The 22,712-nt window shown below is 51.9% G+C and carries 27 protein-coding genes and 1 tRNA gene; 10 read left to right on the top strand and 18 right to left on the bottom strand.

Annotated features, from left to right (window positions below; all coding sequences use genetic code 11):
• Positions 1 to 146: 146 nt before the first annotated feature.
• From ACO7SM_RS02490 to rlmE, 6 genes are all read right to left on the bottom strand, one after another.
• Positions 147 to 233, bottom strand: a tRNA-Leu gene (locus ACO7SM_RS02490).
• Positions 234 to 246: 13 nt separating this feature from the next.
• Positions 247 to 579, bottom strand: coding sequence for a preprotein translocase subunit SecG (secG, locus tag ACO7SM_RS02485; protein ID WP_162379368.1), 333 nt, complete (start codon positions 577 to 579; stop codon positions 247 to 249).
• A gap of 226 nt (positions 580 to 805) precedes the next feature.
• Complete coding sequence (gene glmM, locus ACO7SM_RS02480; RefSeq protein ID WP_490469544.1) at positions 806 to 2,143, bottom strand: phosphoglucosamine mutase; 1,338 nt, start codon at positions 2,141 to 2,143, stop codon at positions 806 to 808.
• Complete coding sequence (folP, locus tag ACO7SM_RS02475) at positions 2,136 to 2,984, bottom strand: dihydropteroate synthase (protein WP_490469543.1); 849 nt, start codon at positions 2,982 to 2,984, stop codon at positions 2,136 to 2,138. Before folP ends, glmM begins: the two co-directional genes overlap by 8 nt.
• Positions 2,985 to 3,082: 98 nt before the next feature.
• Complete coding sequence (gene ftsH / locus ACO7SM_RS02470; protein WP_192613616.1) at positions 3,083 to 5,014, bottom strand: ATP-dependent zinc metalloprotease FtsH; 1,932 nt, start codon at positions 5,012 to 5,014, stop codon at positions 3,083 to 3,085.
• A gap of 99 nt (positions 5,015 to 5,113) precedes the next feature.
• The gene (gene rlmE / locus ACO7SM_RS02465) at positions 5,114 to 5,743 is read right to left on the bottom strand and encodes a 23S rRNA (uridine(2552)-2'-O)-methyltransferase RlmE (protein WP_192613617.1); all 630 of its coding nucleotides are present in this window, start codon (positions 5,741 to 5,743) and stop codon (positions 5,114 to 5,116) included.
• 126 nt (positions 5,744 to 5,869) lie between these two features.
• Here rlmE and yhbY point away from each other — a divergent pair, with 126 nt between their 5' ends.
• The gene (gene yhbY, locus ACO7SM_RS02460) at positions 5,870 to 6,163 is read left to right on the top strand and encodes a ribosome assembly RNA-binding protein YhbY (RefSeq protein ID WP_004139797.1); all 294 of its coding nucleotides are present in this window, start codon (positions 5,870 to 5,872) and stop codon (positions 6,161 to 6,163) included.
• 155 nt (positions 6,164 to 6,318) lie between these two features.
• Here the strand turns inward: yhbY and greA are convergent, their stop codons facing one another.
• Positions 6,319 to 6,795: a transcription elongation factor GreA gene (gene greA, locus ACO7SM_RS02455; protein WP_192613618.1), complete on the bottom strand. Its 477-nt coding sequence runs from the start codon at positions 6,793 to 6,795 to the stop codon at positions 6,319 to 6,321.
• A 250-nt stretch (positions 6,796 to 7,045) separates the two neighbouring features.
• Between greA and dacB the strand changes: the two genes are divergently transcribed.
• Positions 7,046 to 8,479 (top strand): serine-type D-Ala-D-Ala carboxypeptidase, encoded by a 1,434-nt coding sequence (gene dacB, locus ACO7SM_RS02450; protein WP_490469542.1) that lies wholly within the window; start codon positions 7,046 to 7,048, stop codon positions 8,477 to 8,479.
• Positions 8,480 to 8,579: 100 nt separating this feature from the next.
• On the opposite strand, the gene cgtA is transcribed toward dacB, so the two are convergent.
• From cgtA to rplU, 4 genes are all read right to left on the bottom strand, one after another.
• On the bottom strand, positions 8,580 to 9,752 hold the full coding sequence (gene cgtA, locus ACO7SM_RS02445) for an Obg family GTPase CgtA (protein ID WP_490469541.1): 1,173 nt from the start codon (positions 9,750 to 9,752) through the stop codon (positions 8,580 to 8,582).
• Positions 9,753 to 9,767: 15 nt separating this feature from the next.
• On the bottom strand, positions 9,768 to 10,733 hold the full coding sequence (locus ACO7SM_RS02440; RefSeq protein WP_490469540.1) for a DMT family transporter: 966 nt from the start codon (positions 10,731 to 10,733) through the stop codon (positions 9,768 to 9,770).
• A 128-nt stretch (positions 10,734 to 10,861) separates the two neighbouring features.
• Positions 10,862 to 11,119 carry a 50S ribosomal protein L27 gene (gene rpmA, locus ACO7SM_RS02435; protein ID WP_003025030.1) on the bottom strand — a complete coding sequence of 86 codons (258 nt, stop codon included), beginning with the start codon at positions 11,117 to 11,119 and terminating at the stop codon, positions 10,862 to 10,864.
• Positions 11,120 to 11,138: 19 nt separating this feature from the next.
• Positions 11,139 to 11,450: a 50S ribosomal protein L21 gene (gene rplU / locus ACO7SM_RS02430; protein ID WP_203359842.1), complete on the bottom strand. Its 312-nt coding sequence runs from the start codon at positions 11,448 to 11,450 to the stop codon at positions 11,139 to 11,141.
• Between the two features lie 257 nt (positions 11,451 to 11,707).
• Here rplU and ispB point away from each other — a divergent pair, with 257 nt between their 5' ends.
• Both ispB and sfsB read left to right on the top strand, forming a co-directional pair.
• The gene (gene ispB / locus ACO7SM_RS02425) at positions 11,708 to 12,679 is read left to right on the top strand and encodes an octaprenyl diphosphate synthase (RefSeq protein WP_276293756.1); all 972 of its coding nucleotides are present in this window, start codon (positions 11,708 to 11,710) and stop codon (positions 12,677 to 12,679) included.
• A gap of 227 nt (positions 12,680 to 12,906) precedes the next feature.
• Positions 12,907 to 13,191 (top strand): DNA-binding transcriptional regulator SfsB, encoded by a 285-nt coding sequence (sfsB, locus tag ACO7SM_RS02420; protein WP_490469539.1) that lies wholly within the window; start codon positions 12,907 to 12,909, stop codon positions 13,189 to 13,191.
• Positions 13,192 to 13,249: 58 nt separating this feature from the next.
• Here sfsB and murA read toward each other — a convergent pair whose 3' ends face one another.
• The 7 genes from murA to mlaF all read right to left on the bottom strand — a co-directional run bounded on the left by murA (position 13,250) and on the right by mlaF (position 18,099).
• Complete coding sequence (murA, locus tag ACO7SM_RS02415) at positions 13,250 to 14,509, bottom strand: UDP-N-acetylglucosamine 1-carboxyvinyltransferase (protein ID WP_192613624.1); 1,260 nt, start codon at positions 14,507 to 14,509, stop codon at positions 13,250 to 13,252.
• 53 nt (positions 14,510 to 14,562) lie between these two features.
• Positions 14,563 to 14,817 carry a BolA family iron metabolism protein IbaG gene (gene ibaG / locus ACO7SM_RS02410; protein WP_192613625.1) on the bottom strand — a complete coding sequence of 85 codons (255 nt, stop codon included), beginning with the start codon at positions 14,815 to 14,817 and terminating at the stop codon, positions 14,563 to 14,565.
• Positions 14,818 to 14,987: 170 nt separating this feature from the next.
• Positions 14,988 to 15,281, bottom strand: coding sequence for a lipid asymmetry maintenance protein MlaB (mlaB, locus tag ACO7SM_RS02405; RefSeq protein ID WP_490469538.1), 294 nt, complete (start codon positions 15,279 to 15,281; stop codon positions 14,988 to 14,990).
• A complete protein-coding gene (mlaC, locus tag ACO7SM_RS02400) occupies positions 15,281 to 15,916 on the bottom strand; it encodes a phospholipid-binding protein MlaC (protein WP_490469537.1) in 636 nt (211 codons plus the stop codon). The genes mlaB and mlaC overlap by 1 nt, the downstream gene beginning before the upstream one ends.
• Positions 15,917 to 15,934: 18 nt before the next feature.
• Positions 15,935 to 16,492: an outer membrane lipid asymmetry maintenance protein MlaD gene (gene mlaD / locus ACO7SM_RS02395; protein ID WP_490469536.1), complete on the bottom strand. Its 558-nt coding sequence runs from the start codon at positions 16,490 to 16,492 to the stop codon at positions 15,935 to 15,937.
• A 4-nt stretch (positions 16,493 to 16,496) separates the two neighbouring features.
• Positions 16,497 to 17,279, bottom strand: coding sequence for a lipid asymmetry maintenance ABC transporter permease subunit MlaE (mlaE, locus tag ACO7SM_RS02390; RefSeq protein WP_162379349.1), 783 nt, complete (start codon positions 17,277 to 17,279; stop codon positions 16,497 to 16,499).
• 7 nt (positions 17,280 to 17,286) lie between these two features.
• Positions 17,287 to 18,099 (bottom strand): phospholipid ABC transporter ATP-binding protein MlaF, encoded by an 813-nt coding sequence (gene mlaF / locus ACO7SM_RS02385; protein WP_490469535.1) that lies wholly within the window; start codon positions 18,097 to 18,099, stop codon positions 17,287 to 17,289.
• Positions 18,100 to 18,311: 212 nt separating this feature from the next.
• Here mlaF and ACO7SM_RS02380 point away from each other — a divergent pair, with 212 nt between their 5' ends.
• From ACO7SM_RS02380 to lptB, 6 genes are read left to right on the top strand one after another with little or no spacing between them, the layout of a single operon-like run.
• Positions 18,312 to 19,289, top strand: a complete 978-nt coding sequence (locus ACO7SM_RS02380) for a calcium/sodium antiporter (RefSeq protein WP_490469534.1) — start codon at positions 18,312 to 18,314, stop codon at positions 19,287 to 19,289.
• 13 nt (positions 19,290 to 19,302) lie between these two features.
• Positions 19,303 to 20,289 (top strand): arabinose-5-phosphate isomerase KdsD, encoded by a 987-nt coding sequence (gene kdsD / locus ACO7SM_RS02375; RefSeq protein WP_490469533.1) that lies wholly within the window; start codon positions 19,303 to 19,305, stop codon positions 20,287 to 20,289.
• Positions 20,290 to 20,308: 19 nt separating this feature from the next.
• Positions 20,309 to 20,875 (top strand): 3-deoxy-manno-octulosonate-8-phosphatase KdsC, encoded by a 567-nt coding sequence (gene kdsC / locus ACO7SM_RS02370; RefSeq protein ID WP_192613631.1) that lies wholly within the window; start codon positions 20,309 to 20,311, stop codon positions 20,873 to 20,875.
• Positions 20,872 to 21,447: an LPS export ABC transporter periplasmic protein LptC gene (gene lptC / locus ACO7SM_RS02365; RefSeq protein WP_490469532.1), complete on the top strand. Its 576-nt coding sequence runs from the start codon at positions 20,872 to 20,874 to the stop codon at positions 21,445 to 21,447. The genes kdsC and lptC overlap by 4 nt, the downstream gene beginning before the upstream one ends.
• Positions 21,416 to 21,970, top strand: coding sequence for a lipopolysaccharide ABC transporter substrate-binding protein LptA (lptA, locus tag ACO7SM_RS02360; RefSeq protein ID WP_490469531.1), 555 nt, complete (start codon positions 21,416 to 21,418; stop codon positions 21,968 to 21,970). The genes lptC and lptA overlap by 32 nt, the downstream gene beginning before the upstream one ends.
• A 6-nt stretch (positions 21,971 to 21,976) precedes the next feature.
• Positions 21,977 to 22,702, top strand: coding sequence for an LPS export ABC transporter ATP-binding protein (gene lptB, locus ACO7SM_RS02355; protein ID WP_490469530.1), 726 nt, complete (start codon positions 21,977 to 21,979; stop codon positions 22,700 to 22,702).
• Positions 22,703 to 22,712 lie beyond the last annotated feature (10 nt).

Below are 22,712 nucleotides of genomic sequence, written 5' to 3'. Positions count from 1 at the left end.
TAATGGCTTGTAGGTCGGATAAGGCGCTTGTGCCGCCATCCGACATTGAGCAGCGAGTGCATGCCTGATGGCGCTATGCTTATCAGGCCTACGTTCGGCTACAGACGAAAAAAAAGACGCTTTTCAGCGTCTTTTCTTCGGAATATTGGTACTGAGGATGGGACTCGAACCCACAAGCCCGTTAGGGCACTACCACCTCAAGGTAGCGTGTCTACCAATTCCACCACCTCAGCACGGATACTTCTATTAGTGTGGGATATCGCTGGTCGGCTTAGCCGGAGCAGCTGGCTGAGTTTGCTCAGTTTTCGCTGGAGCACTCAGATTTTCCCACTCACTTCCTTTATTGGTTTTGTTGCTGTTGATATTGCCCAGCACCAGACTGATAACGAAGAACAAGGTTCCAAACAGCGCTGTCATTCGGGTCATGAAGTTACCAGAACCACTTGAACCAAACAGCGTACCGGAAGCGCCTGCTCCAAAGGAAGCACCCATATCAGCGCCTTTACCCTGCTGCAGCATGATCAAACCAACCAATACAATTGCTACGACAAGGAAAATACCTAAAAGAGCTTCGTACATAATCAACCTGTTCCTTGCGGAGTTGCCGCGTACCAATGCTTCAACCAATAAAGCGGGACCATTTACTGTTTCCCACTGAAGCGGGTTTGAATACTAACCAAAGCGAATGACCTTCGCAAGGGCAATTTAAGCGCATTGTATCAACTGCGGAAAAAAACAGCAAAGCTGTCTCTTTCCGCGACTAAAAGGCGGTAATTGCCGCCTCTTTAGTCACTTAATACCCGCATTAAGCCGCTTTTACCGCATCAGCGATACGATGAGCAAATTCGGTCACCTGGTCTTCATCTTCGCCTTCAACCATGACACGAATTAACGGCTCAGTACCGGACTTACGCAGCAGCACGCGGCCACGATTGCCCAGCGCGGTTTCAACGTCAGCCATAACAGCCTTAACCGTTTCATTTTCCAGCGGATCGCCACTACCTGCGGTGTAGCGCACATTCACCAGGATTTGCGGGAACATTTTCATACCGCTACACAAATCGTGCAGACTCATATGATTACGAACCATTGCCGCGAGAACCTGCAAACCGGCCACAATACCGTCACCGGTGGTTGTTTTGTCCAGCAGGATCACGTGACCGGAGTTTTCTGCACCGATACGCCAGCCTTTTTCCTGCAGTTTCTCCAGCACATAGCGGTCACCCACTTTGGCACGGGCAAACGGAATGCCAAGCTGTTTTAACGCCAGCTCCAGACCCATGTTGCTCATCAGCGTGCCCACCGCGCCACCGCGCAACTGACCCTGACGCAAACCCTCACGGGCGATGATATACATGATTTGATCGCCGTCGACTTTGTTACCTTCGTGGTCAACCATGATCACACGATCGCCGTCGCCATCCAGCGCAATACCGATATCCGCTTTTTCCGCGAGCACGCGCGCCTGTAGCGCCCGCACATCTGTGGCACCGACTTCTTCGTTGATATTGACGCCATTTGGCTCGCAGCCAATCGTGATGACATTCGCGCCCAGCTCACGTAATACATTAGGCGCAATGTGATACGTCGCGCCGTTAGCGCAATCCACCACGATCTTGAGCTCATTGAGGCTCAATTCGTTCGGGAAAGTCCCTTTACAGAATTCGATGTAACGCCCGGCAGCATCCACGATACGGCTGGCTTTTCCCAGCTCAGCAGAGTCCACACAGGTTATCTCTTTTTCCATCTCCGCTTCGATGGCTTCCTCAACCGCATCTGGCAGTTTGGTTCCGTCGATGGAGAAGAATTTAATCCCGTTGTCGTAGAACGGGTTGTGTGAAGCAGAAATAACAATCCCGGCTTCTGCACGGAAAGTGCGCGTCAGATAAGCCACCGCAGGAGTAGGCATTGGCCCGGTGAAGGACGCAGATAAACCTGCCGCCGCAAGACCCGCTTCTAACGCAGACTCCAGCATGTAGCCAGAAATACGCGTATCTTTACCGATAATAATTTTACGGGAGCCATGGCGCGCCAGTACTTTCCCTGCGGCCCAACCCAGCTTAAGTACAAAATCAGGGGTGATCGGCGCATCGCCCACGCGACCACGGATCCCATCGGTACCAAAATACTTGCGATTACTCATAACGTTTATTTCCCTTCGCAGACAGGGTGGCCTCAACCACGCGCATCGCTTCAACAGTTTCTTTTACATCGTGGACGCGAACTATGTGCGCGCCCTGCATGGCTGCAATTACTGCACACGCCAGGCTGCCGCTAAGGCGCTCTGACGGCCCCACGTTAAGCAGCTGACCAATCATCGATTTCCGCGACATTCCCACAAACAGCGGTAGCCCAAAATGATGAAACTCAGACAGGCGAGCCAGTAAAGCATAATTATGAGAGAGATTTTTACCGAAACCGAACCCCGGGTCGAGCAACAATTTATCTTTTGCGATGCCCGCCTGCTCGCAACGTGCGATCTGCTCGACAAAGTAGCGATTAACATCAGCAAAGACGTCATCATACTTTGGTGCATCCTGCATCGTTTTGGGGTTGCCCTGCATATGCATCAGCGATACCGGCAGCCCGGTTTCCGCCGCGGCTTCCAGCGCGCCGGGTTCGCTCAGCGAACGGATATCGTTAATGATGTGCGCCCCCACGCGGGCAGACTCGCGGATCACTTCCGGCTTTGAGGTGTCGACTGAAATCCAGACTTCAAACCGTTGAGCAATCGCTTCAACGACCGGGATCACGCGTTCCAGCTCCTCTTCCACACTGACATCGGCCGCACCGGGTCGCGTTGATTCGCCGCCAACATCAATAATAGTTGCTCCGGCGTTAATCATCAGATTTGCATGTTTCACCGCCTCAATCAGCGTATTGTGCGTTCCGCCGTCGGAGAAAGAGTCTGGTGTGACATTCAAAATCCCCATGACGTGAGGATGGCTGAGATCCAGCGAAGTCCCCTGGGCAAAGAGTTTCATGGTGTTATCCCTGGTATGAAATGGGTTAAGCAGATAAGAAAAACCCCGGAGCAAGCCCCAGGGTTTTCGATTAAAACGCAGCCATCGACAACGTGAACTTATTTGTCGCCTAACTGCTCTGACATGTTGCCCGGATTCGGCGTACGCGGCTCTTCAGTCGGACGCGGCGCACTCGGGGTGCCATTGTTGCCAGAGTTGTTAGACGTACCGGACTCTTCCCAACCCGCAGGCGGGCGCACATCGCGACGAGCCATCAGGTCATCAATCTGCGGCGCATCGATGGTCTCATATTTCATGAGCGCATCTTTCATCGAGTGCAGAATGTCCAGGTTATCGTTCAGAAGACGACGTGCGCGGTCATAGTTACGTTCAATCAGCAATTTAACTTCCTGATCGATAATACGCGCGGTTTCATCGGACATATGTTTTGCTTTCGCAACAGAACGTCCCAGGAACACTTCGCCTTCTTCTTCTGCGTACAGCAATGGACCCAGTTTTTCAGAGAAGCCCCACTGCGTGACCATGTTACGTGCCAGGTTAGTCGCGACTTTAATGTCGTTCGACGCACCGGTAGAAACGTGTTCTACACCGTAAATAATCTCTTCTGCCAGACGACCGCCGTACAGCGTAGAGATTTGGCTTTCCAGTTTCTGACGGCTGGCGCTGATCGCGTCGCCTTCAGGCAGGAAGAAGGTCACACCCAGCGCACGACCACGCGGGATAATCGTTACTTTGTGTACCGGATCGTGTTCCGGCACCAGGCGACCGATAATCGCATGGCCTGCTTCGTGGTACGCGGTAGACTCTTTCTGCGCTTCCGTCATCACCATGGAGCGACGTTCCGCACCCATCATGATTTTGTCTTTCGCTTTCTCGAACTCAACCATCGATACAACGCGTTTGTTGCCACGGGCAGCGAACAGTGCCGCTTCGTTTACCAGGTTCGCCAGGTCTGCACCGGAGAAGCCAGGGGTACCGCGGGCAATGATTGCCGCATCGATATCCGGCGCCAGCGGTACGCGACGCATGTGAACTTTCAGGATCTGCTCACGACCGCGAACATCTGGCAGGCCAACCACAACCTGACGGTCGAAACGGCCAGGACGCAACAGCGCCGGGTCCAGAACGTCCGGACGGTTAGTTGCCGCGATAACGATGATACCTTCGTTACCTTCGAAGCCGTCCATCTCAACCAGCATCTGGTTCAGGGTCTGCTCACGTTCATCATGACCGCCGCCCAGGCCCGCGCCACGCTGGCGGCCTACGGCATCGATTTCATCGATAAAGATGATGCACGGGGCTGCTTTCTTGGCCTGTTCGAACATGTCACGCACACGAGATGCACCAACACCCACGAACATTTCAACGAAATCAGAACCGGAAATCGTAAAGAAGGGAACCTTCGCTTCACCTGCGATAGCTTTCGCCAGCAGGGTTTTACCAGTACCCGGAGGGCCGACCATCAGGACGCCTTTCGGGATTTTACCGCCCAGTTTCTGGAAACGGCTCGGTTCACGCAGATATTCAACCAGCTCAGCCACTTCTTCTTTCGCTTCGTCGCAACCGGCAACGTCAGCAAACGTGGTTTTGATCTGATCTTCTGTCAGCATGCGCGCTTTGCTCTTACCGAACGACATGGCACCTTTGCCACCACCGCCCTGCATCTGACGCATGAAGAAGATCCAGACGCCGATTAGCAACAGCATCGGGAACCAGGAAATGAAGATAGAAGCCAGCAGGCTTGGCTCTTCTGGTGGTTCACCAACAACCTTAACGTTTTTAGTCAGCAGGTTATCAAGCAGCTTCGGATCGTTAACCGGTATGTAAGTCGTGTAACGGTTACTATCTTTCTTGGTAACGTTGATCTCACGTCCGTTGATACGCGCTTCACGAACCTGGTCCTGGTTGACCTCTTGCAGGAAGGTAGAATAATCCACCTTACGGCCATTAGACTCGCTGGGCCCAAAGCTCTGGAATACTGACATCAGCACGACGGCAATGACCAGCCAGAGTATTAGGTTTTTCGCCATGTCACTCAAGGGATTAACCTCTTATTACAACTGTGTTAAAAACAGCGTCAGGATACTCTATATCCAGTGTCTTTCAAACTTTCGTTTGAAATCTACCGGTTATGGTTTTCGCCCGGTCGCTACAATGTACACTTCACGTGAACGCGCACGAGAAGAGTCCGGCTTACGAACTTTCACCTTCGCAAACAGGGAGCGAATTTCTCTTAGATACTCATCGAATCCTTCGCCCTGGAACACTTTCACTACAAAACTACCACCTGGCGCTAAAACATCACGAGCCATTCCCAGCGCCAGTTCTACCAGATACATCGCCCGGGGAATATCGACCGCCGGTGTACCACACATATTTGGCGCCATATCAGACATGACAACTTGTACTTTACTGTCACCGACACGTTCAAGTAACGCTTTCAGGACTAATTCATCACGAAAATCGCCCTGAAGGAAGTCTACACCAACGATTGGATCCATCGGTAAAAGATCACAAGCGATAATGCGACCACTGTTCCCTATCTGCGTAACCGCATACTGAGACCAACCACCGGGTGCTGCACCGAGATCGACAATCGTCATCCCCGGTTTAAAAATCTTGTCACTTTGCTGTATTTCATCAAGTTTAAACCAGGCACGAGAACGTAACCCTTTTTTCTGCGCCTGCTGAACATATTTATCGCTAAAGTGTTCCTGGAGCCAGCGACTGGAGCTGGCAGAACGCTTTTTACCTGTCATTTCACTTTCCCATCGGGGCAGTTCATCGTAACCAACGGTGTAAATTTCTACACGGCTATTTGGTGATATAAGGGAGATGGCGGTAGAATGACCCGTTTTCAATCCCAACCTAAGCAAAAATATACGATGAATCTGAGTACTAAACAAAAACAGCACCTGAAAGGTCTGGCACATCCGCTCAAGCCTGTAGTTATGCTTGGCAATAATGGTTTGACCGAAGGGGTACTGGCCGAGATTGAACAAGCGTTAGAGCACCATGAACTTATCAAGGTGAAAATCGCCTCGGAAGATCGCGAAACCAAAACCTTGATCGTGGAAGCTATCGTACGCGAAACCGGCGCCTGTAACGTACAGGTCATCGGTAAAACGCTGGTACTGTATCGCCCGACTAAAGAACGTAAAATCTCGCTGCCACGCTAAGAATATCCTAAAGTTGAACACGAATTCTGTGTAAAACGAGGGGTTTTCCGCAAGCAGGAGAGCAAAATGCCACGCTCTGTTCGTTGATAAAAGGCCGCTATGCGGCCTTTTTCCTTTCTTTACAATACATCAACAACCTGAGTATTGGGTAATTCTTACAGGTATTCTACCTTAATCACTTCATATTCTACTTCGCCGCCTGGCGTTTTAATCACCACAACATCATCCTGCTCTTTGCCCACCAGGCCACGCGCGATAGGTGAGTTCACAGAAATCAGGTTCTGTTTAAAATCCGCTTCATCATCGCCAACGATGCGGTAAGTCTGCTCTTCGTCAGTGTCGAGGTTCAGAACGGTGACGGTGGAACCAAAAATCACGCGGCCATTGTTTGGCATTTTAGTGATGTCGATGACCTGCGCATTGGACAGCTTTGCTTCGATATCTTTAATGCGTCCTTCGCAAAAACCCTGCTGCTCACGCGCGGCGTGATACTCAGCATTCTCTTTCAGGTCGCCATGTTCACGCGCATCGGCGATAGCGGCAATAATTTCAGGACGGCGCACAGATTTCAGAAAATCCAGCTCTTCGCGCAGTTTTTCAGCACCACGTAAGGTCATCGGGATAGCTTGCATTTGTTATACCTCTTGAACATTCCTGTAGGGGGGCGATAAACCCTGCCCCGGCTGCTAAGCCCGCCCTGGCATGACGCCACACCAAGGCCAGAAGCAAAAAAATACCGACCCGGGGCGCAAGGTCCCAGGTCAGCTACAATTCTCTATTTGATAGTCATTTTACCCTGGAGTTCCCTATGGGTCATCGTTTACTTTTCAGGGCAATGCGCCGTAGTATGACGGCTTGTTTCCAGGTTGTTAGCGCGAGATTATGCGATTTTCCAGATTTATCATCGGATTGACCACCAGTATAGCGTTCAGCGTTCAGGCCGCGAATGTTGACGAATACATCAATCAACTCCCCGACGGGGCCAATCTTGCCTTAATGGTACAGAAGGTCGGTGCCCCCGCGCCCGCCATTGATTATCACAGCCAGCAGATGGCGCTTCCCGCCAGTACGCAAAAGGTGATCACCGCGCTGGCGGCATTGATTCAGCTTGGCCCCGACTTTCGTTTTACCACCACGCTGGAGACAAAAGGGGCGGTGGAAAATGGAGTGTTGAACGGTGACCTGATTGCGCGATTTGGGGCCGATCCGACGCTAAAACGTCAGGATATTCGCAATATGGTCGCCACCTTGAAGAAATCTGGCGTGACGCAAATTTCAGGTAATGTCCTCATCGACACCTCCATTTTTGCCAGTCACGATAAAGCGCCCGGCTGGCCCTGGAACGACATGACGCAATGTTTTAGCGCGCCGCCCGCTGCCGCCATTGTCGACAGGAACTGCTTCTCGGTTTCGCTTTACAGCGCAGAAAAAGCGAATGATTTAGCGTATATCCGCGTGGCCTCGTATTACCCGGTGACGATGTTCAGCCAGGTTCGCACGCTACCGCGTGGCTCTGCCGAAGCGCAATATTGCGAACTGGATGTCGTCCCCGGCGATCTAAATCGCTTTACGCTCACCGGTTGCCTGCCTCAGCGTAGCGAACCTCTTCCACTGGCCTTCGCGATCCAGGATGGCGCCAGTTATGCGGGAGCCATCCTGAAAGATGAGTTAAAACAAGCGGGGATCGCGTACAGCGGTACGCTATTACGCCAGACGCAGAGCAACGAGCCAGGAACGGTCATTGCCAGTAAACAGTCTGCCCCTTTGCATGACCTGCTTAAGATTATGTTGAAAAAGTCAGACAACATGATCGCCGATACGGTGTTCCGTATGATTGGTCACGCGCGTTTTAACGTCCCTGGGACGTGGCGCGCAGGCTCTGATGCCGTTCGCCAGATCCTGCGTCAACAGGCAGGGGTTAATATCGGCAACACCATTATTGCAGACGGCTCTGGTCTTTCCCGCCATAACCTGATTGCCCCGGCCACCATGATGCAGGTGCTGCAATACATTGCCCAGCACGACAATGAACTGAACTTTATCTCGATGCTGCCGCTGGCGGGCCACGATGGTTCTCTGCAATACCGCGCAGGGCTTCATCAGGCCGGCGTAGATGGCAAGGTATCGGCGAAAACGGGTTCACTGCAGGGGGTGTATAACCTGGCGGGCTTTATCACCACCGCCAGCGGACAGAGGATGGCATTTGTGCAGTACCTTTCCGGGTATGCCGTAGAGCCAGCCGACCAACGCAACCGTCGTCTTCCACTGGTTCGTTTTGAAAGCCGTTTGTATAAAGATATTTATCAGAATAACTGAGTGCGTTTTACCGGATGACGGCGCGGTTGCGCCTTATCCGGCCTACGACAAGACGCAAAACGGGCCGCTGATGCGGCCCGTTTTTATGTGACGATGCGAATTAACGCTTGTAGATGAACTCGACGCCTTCTTCGTCGTCTTCATCCCAATCTTCATCCCAGTCATCTTCCGCTTCGTCTTCGACTTCCGCGAGCTGCTGACGGTGATAATCGTCCCACATGAACTCGACTTTCTCTGGCTGTTTCGCTTCTTCAGCCTGAACAATCGGATTCTCAATGATAAAGGTCATCACATCCCAGCAGAGATCTTTCACGCCTAACTGGCTGGCTGCGGAGATCAGATAGTATTTATCTTCCCAACCCAGCGCCCCGGCGATAGCTTTCGCTTTTTCTTCCGCTTCCGCTTTGTCCATCAAATCAATTTTGTTGAACACTAACCAGCGCGGTTTGGAGGCCAGATCCTGACTGTATTTTTCCAGTTCGCCAATAATGATACGGGCATTCTCAACCGGATCAGAACCGTCAATTGGATCGATATCAATGAGGTGCAGCAGTACGCGGCAGCGCTCAAGATGCTTCAGGAAGCGAATGCCCAGACCGGCGCCTTCAGCAGCACCTTCAATCAGACCAGGAATGTCGGCAACCACGAAGCTCTTTTCGTTATCCATACGCACAACGCCCAGGCTCGGCACCAGCGTGGTAAACGGATAATCCGCTACTTTGGGTTTCGCTGCAGAGACTGCGCGGATAAACGTCGATTTACCGGCGTTAGGCATCCCCAACATACCGACATCAGCCAGCAGCATCAGCTCCAGCATCAGATCGCGTTTATCACCCGGCGTACCCATCGTTTTCTGACGCGGAGTACGGTTCACCGAAGATTTGAAACGGGTGTTCCCCAGGCCGTGCCAGCCACCTTTGGCAACCATCAGACGCTGACCATGCTTGGTCATGTCACCCATCGTTTCGCCGGTACCCTGATCGATAACGCGCGTCCCTACAGGCACTTTAACGGTGACATCTTTGCCGCGTTTACCGGTACAGTCACGACTGGCGCCATTCTGGCCACGTTCTGCACGGAACGATTTTTCAAAGCGGTAATCGATCAGCGTATTCAGGTTTTCGTCGGCTTCCAGCCAGACGTCACCGCCATCACCACCATCACCGCCATCCGGGCCACCTTTCGGGATGTATTTCTCGCGGCGGAAGCTGACGCAACCATTACCGCCATCACCTGCAACGACCAGAATCGATGCTTCATCAACAAACTTCATTTTACTCTCCGTAAATCATTCGCCTGAGCGGGGTTGCGAAACCACCGTTTCATGCTTACGTAATCCGCCCCAAATACGATGACCAATGGCGGAATACATCGCGCCCGCAACCACGACAAACGCACCGAGATAACCTAAAAGGTTTAACATCGGTCTGGCGAAGAAATCGGGCCAGGCCATAGATAATAGATCTGAAAATAACAGCGTAAACAGCGGCGTGAGCGTGATTAACGCGCTCACCTGCGCTGCTTGCCAACGCGCCATCGCTTCCGCCAGGGCGCCATATCCTACCAGCGTATTCAGCCCGCAGAAAACTAAACACGCGAGCTGCCAGTCGCTAAGCTGCGATATCACCCCAGGCTTCGCCAAAGGCAATAACGCAATTGTACACAAAGTGTACAGCAAAAACAGAATCTGCTGTGAGGCCAGACGACGCAATAACACCTTTTGCGCGACGCCATAACTCACCCAGACTGTCGCCGCCCCGACACCAAAAATTACACCCCAGGTGTAATCCGTCAGTTTGGTAAAAATCTCGAACAGACTGGTGTTAAAGAACATCACCAGCCCACTCAGAAGCATGATTGCGCCAACAACCTGCGTGCCACGCATTTTCTCCTTGAGGATAAATACGCTGGCGACCATCATGCCAACCGGTGACAGTTGACCGATAACTTGCGAGGCCGTGGGACTCAAATACTGCAGAGAAGAGCTGAACAGGATGAAATTCCCGAACAACCCGCCAGTGGCAATGGCCAGTAATACCAGCCAACGCGGTTTACGAAAAATACGCAACGGCGGGAGCTTTCTTCTAACCGCAAGAATGGTTCCAAGACCGAGACTTGCCATTAGAAAACGGTAGAACACGACGGTAGGTGGTTCCATCACCTCCAGCACTTGCTTCATCGCGATTGGCAACGCACCCCAGCATATTGCGGTGATCAGCGCCAAAAGAATACCAATGCCTGCCTGCTGCTTCATACCGTATTCCCTGCAAAATCTCGCTTTCCGAAAGATAACGGTACCGCGAGCATATTTACCGGTCGTCGAATGTAAAAAGCCCCGCAACACGTTGCGGGGCTTTTATCCGTTACCGGGACGCGAAAAACTTATTCAGCAACGATGCTGATGAACTTACGGTTTTTCGGGCCTTTCACTTCAAATTTCACTTTACCGTCTGCTTTGGCAAACAGAGTGTGGTCTTTGCCGCAACCAACGTTAGAACCAGCGTGGAACTTAGTACCACGTTGACGAACGATGATGCTACCAGCCAGAACTGTTTCGCCGCCGAAGCGTTTTACGCCCAGACGTTTAGCTTCTGAATCGCGACCGTTACGAGTCGAGCCGCCAGCCTTTTTATGTGCCATTTAATCTGCTCCCCTTAACTTAAGCGCTGATGCCAGTGATTTTCACATCAGTGAACCACTGACGATGGCCCTGCTGCTTACGGTAGTGTTTACGACGACGAAACTTAACGATTTTAATTTTCTCGCCACGACCATGAGCAACAACTTCAGCTTTGATTACGCCGCCATCAACGAAAGGAACGCCGATTTTGACTTCTTCACCGTTTGCGATCATCAGAACTTCAGCGAACTCGATAGATTCGCCAGTTGCGATGTCCAGCTTTTCCAGGCGAACGGTCTGACCTTCGCTTACTCGGTGTTGTTTACCACCACTTTGGAAAACCGCGTACATAAAAAACTCCGCTTCCGCGCACACCTTTCAATGATTCAGAGTGCGCTATAAATATTCACAATAGGGCGCGAATATTACGCAAAACGCGAGCCTTTGACAAGTGCTAGCATCAATACATGAAGAAAAAAAACACAACACGTACGGTAACGTTTATCTATGGCGTTTTTTCAGTACAATCAGCATATATTCCTAACCCTAAACCCTAAGTTACCTTGTTGCACTGTGAGGTAATCGGGGCGATAAGCCCGGCTTTTGCGATGAATTTAGAAAAAATCAATGAGTTAACCGCGCAAGATATGGCGGGTGTCAATGCGACAATCCTTGAACAGCTTAATTCCGACGTCCAACTGATCAATCAGTTAGGGTATTACATCGTGAGTGGCGGCGGAAAACGCATCCGCCCGATGATCGCCGTCCTCGCTGCACGCGCCGTCGGTTATGAGGAGAAAAAACACGTCACGATTGCAGCGTTAATCGAATTTATCCACACGGCAACCCTGCTTCACGACGATGTTGTCGATGAATCAGATATGCGCCGTGGGAAGGCAACGGCAAATGCGGCGTTTGGCAATGCGGCCAGCGTATTAGTGGGTGATTTTATCTATACCCGCGCCTTCCAGATGATGACCAGCCTCGGTTCGCTGAAAGTGCTGGAGGTGATGTCTTCAGCCGTCAACGTTATTGCAGAAGGTGAAGTCCTGCAGCTAATGAACGTGAACGATCCTGACATCACCGAAGAAAACTATATGCGCGTCATCTACAGCAAAACGGCGCGACTGTTTGAAGCAGCGGCACAATGTTCAGGCATTTTGGCGGGTTGCAGCGACGAACAGGAAAAAGGATTGCAGGATTATGGCCGCTATCTTGGCACCGCTTTCCAGTTGATTGACGATTTACTGGATTACAGTGCGGATGGCGAGCAGTTAGGTAAAAACGTGGGTGACGACCTTAACGAGGGTAAACCAACGTTACCTCTGCTGCATGCCATGCGTAATGGCACCCCAGAGCAAGCGCAGATGATCCGTAGTGCCATTGAACAAGGTAATGGCCGACATCTTCTGGAACCTGTTCTGGAAGCAATGACCGCCTGCGGGTCACTGGAGTGGACGCGTCAGCGTGCAGAAGAAGAAGCCGATAAAGCGATCGAAGCCCTTCAGGTTCTCCCTGACACCCCATGGCGCGAGGCATTAATTGGCCTGGCGCACATTGCCGTGCAACGCGATCGTTAATCCCTTTCTCTCATCCCGTGCGATGCGCGGGATGATTCCTGTATGTTCCAAAAAAATCTAAAAACACCTCTACAACCCTTGCATGTGTTGCACCTTTCCCTTGGTATATTCTGAATATGCACACCCGTTACATGAACATTTTAGAACATTCGTTCTCCGGGAGTATAGTGTCTATCACCCGCTGATTTTTCCAACAGCAAGTGACTGACCAAAGGAGTGAGGGATTAATGGAGAGCAAACTCATTGACTGGCATCCCGCCGATATTATCGCTGGATTACGTAAGAAAGGGACATCTATGGCTGCGGAATCACGCAAAAATGGGCTCAGTTCTTCTACGTTAGCGAATACCTTGTCCCGCCCGTGGCCTAAAGGTGAATTGATTATTGCACAAGCACTCGGAACGGATCCCTGGGTGATTTGGCCATCACGCTATCATGATTCGCAGACCCACGAATTTATCGACAGAACACGACTGATGCGCGCTCGCAGAGAGAAGAAGGTCGTAGAGTGAAGGAAAACGGTAATCCCCATCTTGCTGTAAAAATGGGGATTACCAAATCAGAAGGCGATTATTCGCCTTTCACACGCTCAATGTTCGCACCCAGCGCACGCAGTTTATCTTCAATGCGCTCGTAGCCGCGATCGATGTGATAAATGCGATCCACCACCGTGGTGCCTTCCGCAATACAACCCGCCAGTACCAGGCTCGCAGATGCGCGCAGATCCGTCGCCATGACCTGCGCGCCGGAGAGTTTTTCAACGCCGTGGCAAATCACCGTGTTGCTTTCGATTTCTGCATGTGCGCCCATACGACTCAATTCAGGGACGTGCATAAAGCGGTTTTCAAAAACGGTTTCGGTGATGAATCCAGTCCCTTCCGCCACCAGGTTCAGCAGAGTGAACTGCGCCTGCATGTCGGTCGGGAACGCCGGATGCGGCGCAGTACGCACATTGACCGCTTTCGGACGTTTGCCGTGCATGTCGAGGCTTATCCAGTCAGCGCCAACTTCAATGTCCGCGCCTGCATCACGCAGTTTTGCCAGAACGGCGTCCAGGGTGTCTGGCTGCGCGTTACGGCAGACAATTTTGCCGCGAGAAATGGCGGCTGCCACCAGGAACGTACCGGTTTCAATACGGTCAGGCAGAACACGGTAGACACCGCCCCCCAAACGCTCAACGCCTTCGATGGTGATACGGTCAGTGCCCTGCCCGCTGACCTTCGCACCCATCGCAATCAGGAAGTTCGCCGTATCGACAATCTCCGGTTCACGAGCGGCGTTTTCGATGATGGTGGTGCCTTCTGCCAGCGTAGCGGCACACATGATAGTGACCGTCGCGCCAACGCTGACTTTGTCCATCACGATATGCGCGCCTTTCAGACGCCCTTCCACTGACGCTTTAACGTACCCTTCTTCCAGCTTGATGGTGGCACCCAGTTGCTCCAGACCCGTGATGTGCAGGTCTACCGGACGCGCGCCGATAGTACAACCACCCGGCAGAGAAACCTGGCCCTGACCAAAACGCGCTACCAGCGGGCCAAGCGCCCAGATGGATGCACGCATGGTTTTCACCAGGTCATAAGGGGCGCAGAAAACGTTCACGTCGCTGGCATCAATATGCACAGAGCCATTGCGTTCAACTTTTGCGCCCAGTTGGCTCAGCAGTTTCATTGACGTATCAACGTCTTTCAGTTTGGGGACGTTCTGAATTTCTACCGGCTCTTCTGCCAGCAATGCGGCGAAGAGGATCGGCAGTGCGGCATTTTTAGCGCCTGAAATTGTGACTTCGCCCTGGAGCGTAGTCGGCCCCTGAACACGAAATTTATCCATTATTCTGTTCTCTGTTAAGAATTCATACTCGCTACCGGTGTGTCACCCGTAGCTCAAAAACCGTTAAGTTTGCGATCGCGCGCCCACTCAGCAGGCGTAAACGTTTTGATCGACACGGCATGGATGCGGTTGTCCGCAATGTACTCCATCAACGGACCATAGACCGATTGCTGTTTCTTGACCCGGCTCATACCGTCAAACATCTCACCCACGGCGATAACCTGAAAGTGACTGCCATCGCCAGAGACGTGGACTTCCTGGAGGGAGAGTGCGTTCATCAGCACGCTCTGAATTTCATGATTTTCCATGGGCTCTTTATTCGTCAAATAGTGAAAACAGCCCAACATCTTAGAGCAAAGTGGCGCTGTCTTAAATAAGCAAAAAGCCCCGCCGATAAATCAGACAAGGCTTTGGTGGTTACTACCCTTTCAGGGGGGTTGCCGGATGGCGGCACAAGGCCTTATCCGGCCTACAATAATTAGCGTGGCAGCACGTCGTTGGGCAAATTGTAAAGCTGAGCCAGCGTATAAACTTTTTCGTTTACTCCGCTAAGCGAAACGGTATTACCCTGCCGTTTTGCCTGATTAATGAGATGGACCAGTAACGCCAGACCTCCCGAATCCACCCGGGAAACCTGGCTCAGATCGATGCAGGTGACACCTTTCATGACCTCCACACGTGCATCCCATAACGGGTTTAGCACGTCCTGATCCAGTTCACCCGCTAACGCCAGCTTTTCACCTTCACGCGTCCAGCTGAGTGACTGCGTCATTATTTTTTCTCTTCCAGTGTAATTTTTTGTTGAGCAATGGATTTCAACTGTGCGGTCAGGCCATCAATGCCTTTGGTACGCAGCAGGTCGCTCCACTCATTCTGTTTCGTGGTGATCATGCTGACGCCTTCCGCGATCATGTCATAGGCCTGCCAGTGACCGTTTTGCGAGTTTTTACGCCACTGAAAATCCAGGCGAACCGGAGGACGACCGTTCGGATCATTGATGGTGACACGAATCGGTACAATGGTCGCATCGCCCAGCGGTTGTTCCGGCGCAATCTGGTAAGTCTGACCATGGTACATCGCCAAAGCCTGACCATAAGCCTGTTTCAGGTATTCACGAAAAGCAGCAAAATAGGCATCGCGTTGTGCCGGAGTGGCGTCTTTGTAGTAACGCCCCAGAACCAGAGCGCCAGCGTATTTCACCTGCACATACGGCAGCAGTTCCTGATCAACGACAACACGCAGGTAATCCGGGTTAGCACGGATTTTAGGCTGTTCATTTTTAAGACGGTCAAAGGTTTTTTGCGCCGCTTCGTCCATCTGTTTGTACGGGTTGGTCTGGTCAGCCGCCGTTGCAGCGCTCAGCGGTGCAATCACCAGCAGCGCTACCATCATTAATCGTTTAAACATACGTCGATTCTCCTGAGATTATTTCGTTGCGCCCGCAGGCCCAGTAGCATCATTATTGCCGTCCGTTGCGCCAGGCGCATCGCCAGAATTCTGATTCTCATCCCCTTTACTGTTGCTGTTGTAAAGGAACTGACCAATCATATCTTCCAGAACCATTGCAGATTTGGTGTCCTGAATAGTGCTGCCATCCTTGAGCATAGACGTTCCCAACTCTGGATCGTCAAAACCGACGTTCAGAGCCAGGTATTGCTCGCCAAGCAGACCGGAGGTACGGATGCTCAGGGAACTGGTATCAGGAATTTGGTTATAACGCTCTTCGATATCCAGCGTAACGCGTGGCAGATAGGTTTTCGGATCTAACGAGATGTCTGACACCCGTCCCACAACCACCCCGCCAATACGGACGGGAGAACGTTCCCTCAGTCCACCGATGTTATCGAAAGTCGCATAAACCGTGTAGGTCGGCTCCGTTCGCATGGAGGTCACGTTTGCCGCTTTCAGGCAGATAAACAACGCCGCCAGCAGCGCAACCAACAAGAAGATCCCCACCCAAATTTCATTTTTTTTCGTTTGCATGAACTCAATTCCCAAACATCAGTGCGGTCAGCACAAAATCCAGACCGAGAACGGCCAGAGACGCGTGCACAACGGTGCGTGTCGTTGCCCGGCTAATCCCGGCAGAAGTCGGGATCGCGTCATATCCATTGAACAGTGCAATCCACGTTACTGTAATGGCAAACACCACGCTCTTAATCAAACAGTTCACCAGGTCCAGACGCCAGTCGACAGCGTTCTGCATCGCCGACCAGAAGAAACCAGCATCGATACCTTTCCAGCTTACGCCAACCAGCGACCCGCCCCAGACTCCCACCGCGACAAAAATAATGGTGAGCAACGGCAACGAAATAACGCCCGCCCAGAAGCGCGGTGAAATCACCCGGCGCAACGGATCGACCGCCATCATTTCCATACTGGAAAGCTGCTCGGTCGCACGCATAAGACCAATTTCCGCAGTTAAGGCAGAACCGGCGCGCCCGGCAAACAACAGCGCCGCAACAACCGGCCCCAGTTCACGCAGCAACGATAGCGCCACCAGCATACCGAGACTGGTTTCCGCGCTGTACGTCGTCAGAACCAGATAGCCCTGCAGCCCCAGCACCATACCAATGAACACGCCAGACACAATAATGATAAGCATCGACAAGACACCCACATTATAGAGCTGGCGAATCAGTAACGGCGCATGCTTGCGAAACTCCGGCTTACCAACCACCGCATTGAATAACATTAACCCGGCCCGCCCGAACGTCCTGAGAGTTTTGATCCCTCTGTGTCCGAGTGATGCCAGCGCATTTAACAGCATGAGTGGCTTAACTCCCTGTTTCGAGTAAATCGGTGTGATAGTCGCCCGCCGGGTAGCGGAACGGAACGGGTCCGTCGGCGATACCATCAAGGAACTGGCGTACACGCGGGTCTGCGTTGTCTTGCAGCGCCTGAGCACTGCCATGAGCCACAATTTTTTTATCCGCCATGATAAAGGCGTAATCCGCAATGCTCAGCACTTCGGGAACATCGTGAGACACCACGACGCAGGTCACGCCCAGTGAGCTGTTCAGTTCTGAAATCAGCTTCACCAGTACGCCCATGGTGATAGGATCCTGACCAACGAACGGTTCATCAAACATGATGAGATCCGGCTCCAGAGCAATAGCACGCGCTAACGCCGCCCGTCGCGCCATCCCACCAGAAAGTTCAGAAGGCATTAATTTTGCGGCACCGCGCAGACCAACCGCCTCAAGTTTCATCATGACGGTACTTTTGAGTAAGGCCGCAGGTAAATGCGTATGCTCACGCAGCGGATAGGCCACGTTATCAAACACATTCATATCAGTGAACAGCGCCCCTGACTGAAACAGCATACTCATACGCTTACGCACAGTGTATAGCCGTGAACGGGACATGGCGGGCACATTCTCGCCATCAAACAGAATCTCTCCTTTGTCAGGCGCGATCTGTCCACCGATCAAGCGTAACAGCGTGGTTTTACCGATGCCCGACGGCCCCATGATCGCTGTGACCTTTCCACGTGGCACCGTCAGGGAAATATTATCGAAAATACAACGATCGCCCCGGGTAAAGCTGACGTCGCGCATATCGACTAAATTCGCCACAGACTGACCCATTGATTCATCCTTCGTATTACTTTGTTGATCTCATCATGGAGCTGAATTTCACCATGAACCCAACATATTTACAGAATATTACCCGCCCTGGTTAGCTAAAGCTGGCATTTGTTTTACTTTTTAGCCGCATAAAGTCAAAATTAAGAATTCGTTACGGCCTCCAGGCAATCTCTCCCGTGGACCGGCGAGTATACCTGAAGAAAGGACTTTAGATGCTTTTAGCAACGGCGCTGTTAATTATTGGTTTACTTCTGGTCGTCTACAGTGCCGATCGCCTGGTGTTTGCCGCATCCATTTTATGTCGAATGTTGGGTGTCCCTCCTCTCGTCATTGGGATGACGGTGGTCAGCATCGGGACATCATTACCGGAAATTATCGTGTCGGTTGCCGCATCGCTACATGGACAACTCGATCTCGCGGTCGGTACGGCAATGGGTTCAAATATCACCAACATTCTGTTGATTTTAGGCCTGGCCGCGCTATTTCACCCTTTTACCGTACATTCTGATGTTCTGCGTCGTGAATTGCCATTAATGTTATTCGTCAGCGTTCTGGCAGGTTATGTCCTGCACGATGGGCAACTCAGTCGCAGCGATGGGATCTTTCTCTTACTTCTGGCTGTGCTATGGCTGCTATTCATTGTTAAAATCGCCCGTCTGGCCGACAGTCAGGGAAATGACAGCCTTACCCGTGAACAGGTGGCAGAGCTACCGCGTGAAGGCGGATTGCCCGTTGCATTTTTGTGGCTCGGCATCGCCCTGATTATCATGCCAATGGCAACCCGTATGGTGGTTGATAACGCGACGGTACTGGCCAATTATTTTGCCATGAGCGAGCTGACTATCGGGTTAACGGTGGTCGCCATCGGCACCAGCTTGCCTGAGCTGGCGACCGCTATCGCGGGTGTGCGTAAAGGAGAAAACGATATTGCCGTCGGCAACATCATCGGCGCTAATATTTTTAATATCGTTATCGTGTTGGGGTTACCGGCGCTGATAGCACCCGGTGGCGTTGACCTTTTGGCCTTTGGCCGTGACTACAGCGTCATGCTGCTGGTCAGCATTATTTTTGCAATACTCTGCTGGCATCGTTCACGCCGAATTGGTCGGGGCGCGGGCGCATTGTTGACTGGCGGTTTTATCATATGGCTGGCGATGCTGTACTGGATATCGCCACTTCTCGTTGGGTAACTGGAAACGGATTATGTCTCACTTAGAGTTGCAACCGGGTTTTGACTTTCAGCTAGCAGGCAAAGAAGTCCTGGAAATTGAACGTGAAGGCCTGGCCGAGTTAGGCCAGTACATCAACCAGAATTTCACCCTTGCGTGTGAAAAAATGTTCTGGTGCCCGGGCAAAGTCGTCGTGATGGGAATGGGGAAATCAGGACACATTGGGCGCAAAATGGCGGCAACATTTGCCAGTACCGGTACGCCGTCATTTTTTGTTCATCCTGGTGAAGCAGCCCACGGCGATCTCGGCATGGTGTCGCCGCAGGATGTGGTTATTGCCATTTCAAACTCCGGCGAATCGAGTGAAATCACGGCGTTGATTCCCGTACTCAAGCGCCTGCATGTCCCGCTCATCTGCATTACCAGTCGACCAGAAAGCAGTATGGCGCGTGCCGCAGATGTGCATCTGTGTGTTAAAGTGCCCCGGGAAGCCTGCCCTCTGGGCCTGGCGCCAACCAGCAGCACCACCGCCACATTGGTGATGGGGGACGCGCTTGCCGTCGCCTTACTAAAAGCCCGTGGATTCACCGCAGAAGATTTCGCGTTATCCCATCCGGGCGGGGCACTCGGACGTAAACTTTTGCTACGCGTTAACGATATCATGCACACAGATGATGAAATCCCGCATGTGAAAAAAGACGCCAGCCTGCGTGATGCGCTATTGGAAATCACGCGTAAGAATCTTGGGATGACCGTCATTTGCGATGACGATATGAAGATTAACGGTATCTTCACGGATGGTGATTTACGTCGCGTCTTTGATATGGGCGGTGATGTTCGCCAGTTAGGGATTGCCGATGTTATGACGCCTGGGGGCATTCGCGTACGCCCAGGTATTCTCGCCGTTGATGCTCTGAATTTGATGCAATCCCGCCATATTACCTCGGTGTTGGTTGCCGATGGCGACCAGTTACTCGGTGTGTTACATATGCATGATCTCCTGCGTGCAGGCGTAGTGTAGAAACTCAAGGATAATAAAAATGAGTACAGCAGGTGCGTCGCTTGCGACCTGTTATGGACCCGTCAGCACTCAGGTCATCGCCAGGGCGGAAAACATCCGTCTTCTCATCCTCGATGTTGATGGCGTACTGTCTGACGGTCTGATTTATATGGGCAATAACGGTGAAGAGCTGAAGGCCTTCAACGTCCGTGATGGCTACGGTATTCGTTGCGCACTCACTTCCGGGATTGAGGTTGCCATTATTACCGGACGAAAAGCTAAACTTGTAGAAGATCGCTGTGCCACACTTGGGATCACACATCTTTATCAGGGTCAGTCAGACAAGCTGGTCGCCTTTGCCGACCTGTTGAATAAACTGGGCGTGGCGCCTGAAAACGTCGCCTACGTCGGTGATGATCTGATCGACTGGCCAGTGATGGAAAAAGTGGGATTGAGCGTTGCCGTGGCGGACGCTCACCCATTGTTGATTCCACGCGCCGACTACGTGACGCGTATTGACGGAGGTCGCGGCGCCGTTCGGGAAGTTTGCGATTTATTATTATTGGCACAAGGCAAACTGGATGAGGCCAAAGGGCAATCGATATGAGTAAAACCAGACGTTGGGTTATCATTGTGCTGTCGTTGGCCATTCTGGTGCTTATCGGTATCAATCTGGCCGATAAAGACGATGCGCCCCAGGTTGTCGTGAATAACAGCGACCCAACTTACAAAAGTGAGCATACGGATACCGTCGTATACAGTCCCGAGGGGGCGCTGAACTATCGCCTCATAGCTCAACATGTTGAATACTATTCAGATCAGGCGGTTTCGTGGTTTACCCGCCCGGTGTTAACCACCTTTGATAAGGATAAAGTCCCGACATGGTCGATTAAGGCCGACAAAGCTAAATTGACCGATGACCGGATGCTGTACCTCTACGGCCATGTTGAAGTCAACGCGTTGGTGCCTGACTCTCAACTACGCAGAATTACGACCGATAACGCGAAAATCAATCTGGTAACGCAGGATGTTACCTCTGACGATCTCGTGACGTTATACGGAACAACATTTAACTCCAGCGGACTGAAAATGCGCGGCAACTTACGCAGCAAGAACGCCGAGCTGATTGAAAAGGTTAGAACCTCCTATGAAATTCAAAACAAACAAACTCAGCCTTAATCTTGTGCTTGCCAGCTCACTTCTGGCCGCCAGCATTCCGGCGTTCGCCGTCACGGGCGATACCGAGCAGCCGATTCATATTGAATCGGACCAGCAGTCCCTGGATATGCAGGGCAATGTCGTTACCTTCACCGGTAACGTTATTGTCACCCAGGGCACCATCAAAATTAATGCCGATAAAGTGGTCGTTACCCGTCCAGGCGGCGAAGAAGGCAAAGAAGTGATTGATGGCTTCGGCAACCCTGCCACCTTCTATCAGATGCAGGACAACGGTAAGCCGGTAAAAGGCCACGCCTCGAAAATGCATTATGAGCTGGCAAAAGATTTCGTCATTCTTACCGGAAACGCCTACCTGGAGCAGCTCGACAGCAACATTACCGGCGACAAGATCACCTATCTGGTGAAAGAGCAAAAAATGCAGGCCTTTAGTGAAAAAGGCAAACGTGTGACCACGGTTCTGGTTCCGTCGCAGCTGCAAGACAAAAACAAAGGCCAGGCCCCGGCACAGAAGAAGGGTAACTAATTCGTTATGGCAACATTAACTGCAAAGAATCTTGCAAAGGCCTATAAGGGCCGCCGGGTGGTGGAAGATGTCAGTCTGACCGTCAACTCCGGGGAGATCGTGGGTCTTCTTGGCCCAAACGGCGCGGGCAAAACCACGACCTTTTATATGGTTGTGGGCATCGTGGCGCGCGATGCAGGCAACATCATTATTGATGACGAAGATATCAGCCTGCTGCCGCTTCATGCGCGTGCACGCCGCGGTATTGGCTATTTGCCGCAGGAAGCCTCTATTTTCCGTCGCCTGAGCGTATTTGATAACCTGATGGCGGTGTTGCAAATCCGTGACGATCTGTCGAGCGAACAACGCGAAGACAGAGCCAATGAGCTGATGGAAGAATTTCACATCGAGCACCTGCGTGACAACCTGGGGCAGTCGCTCTCCGGGGGTGAACGCCGTCGTGTGGAAATCGCCCGTGCGCTGGCGGCAAACCCTAAATTTATCCTGCTGGATGAACCTTTTGCGGGTGTTGACCCCATTTCCGTTATCGATATTAAACGCATCATTGAGCATCTGCGCGACAGCGGACTCGGCGTATTGATAACTGACCATAACGTCCGTGAAACGCTGGCGGTCTGCGAACGCGCGTATATCGTGAGTCAGGGACACCTCATCGCACACGGTACACCGACTGAAATCCTGCAAGACGACCACGTTAAACGTGTATACCTTGGGGAAGACTTCAGACTCTGATAGGGTAGAA

The sequence above is a fragment of the Citrobacter sp. LJND-P06 genome (genome assembly GCF_058188415.1).
Note: the sequence above shows the minus strand (reverse complement) of the source record. Positions and strands in the feature narration are given on the sequence as shown.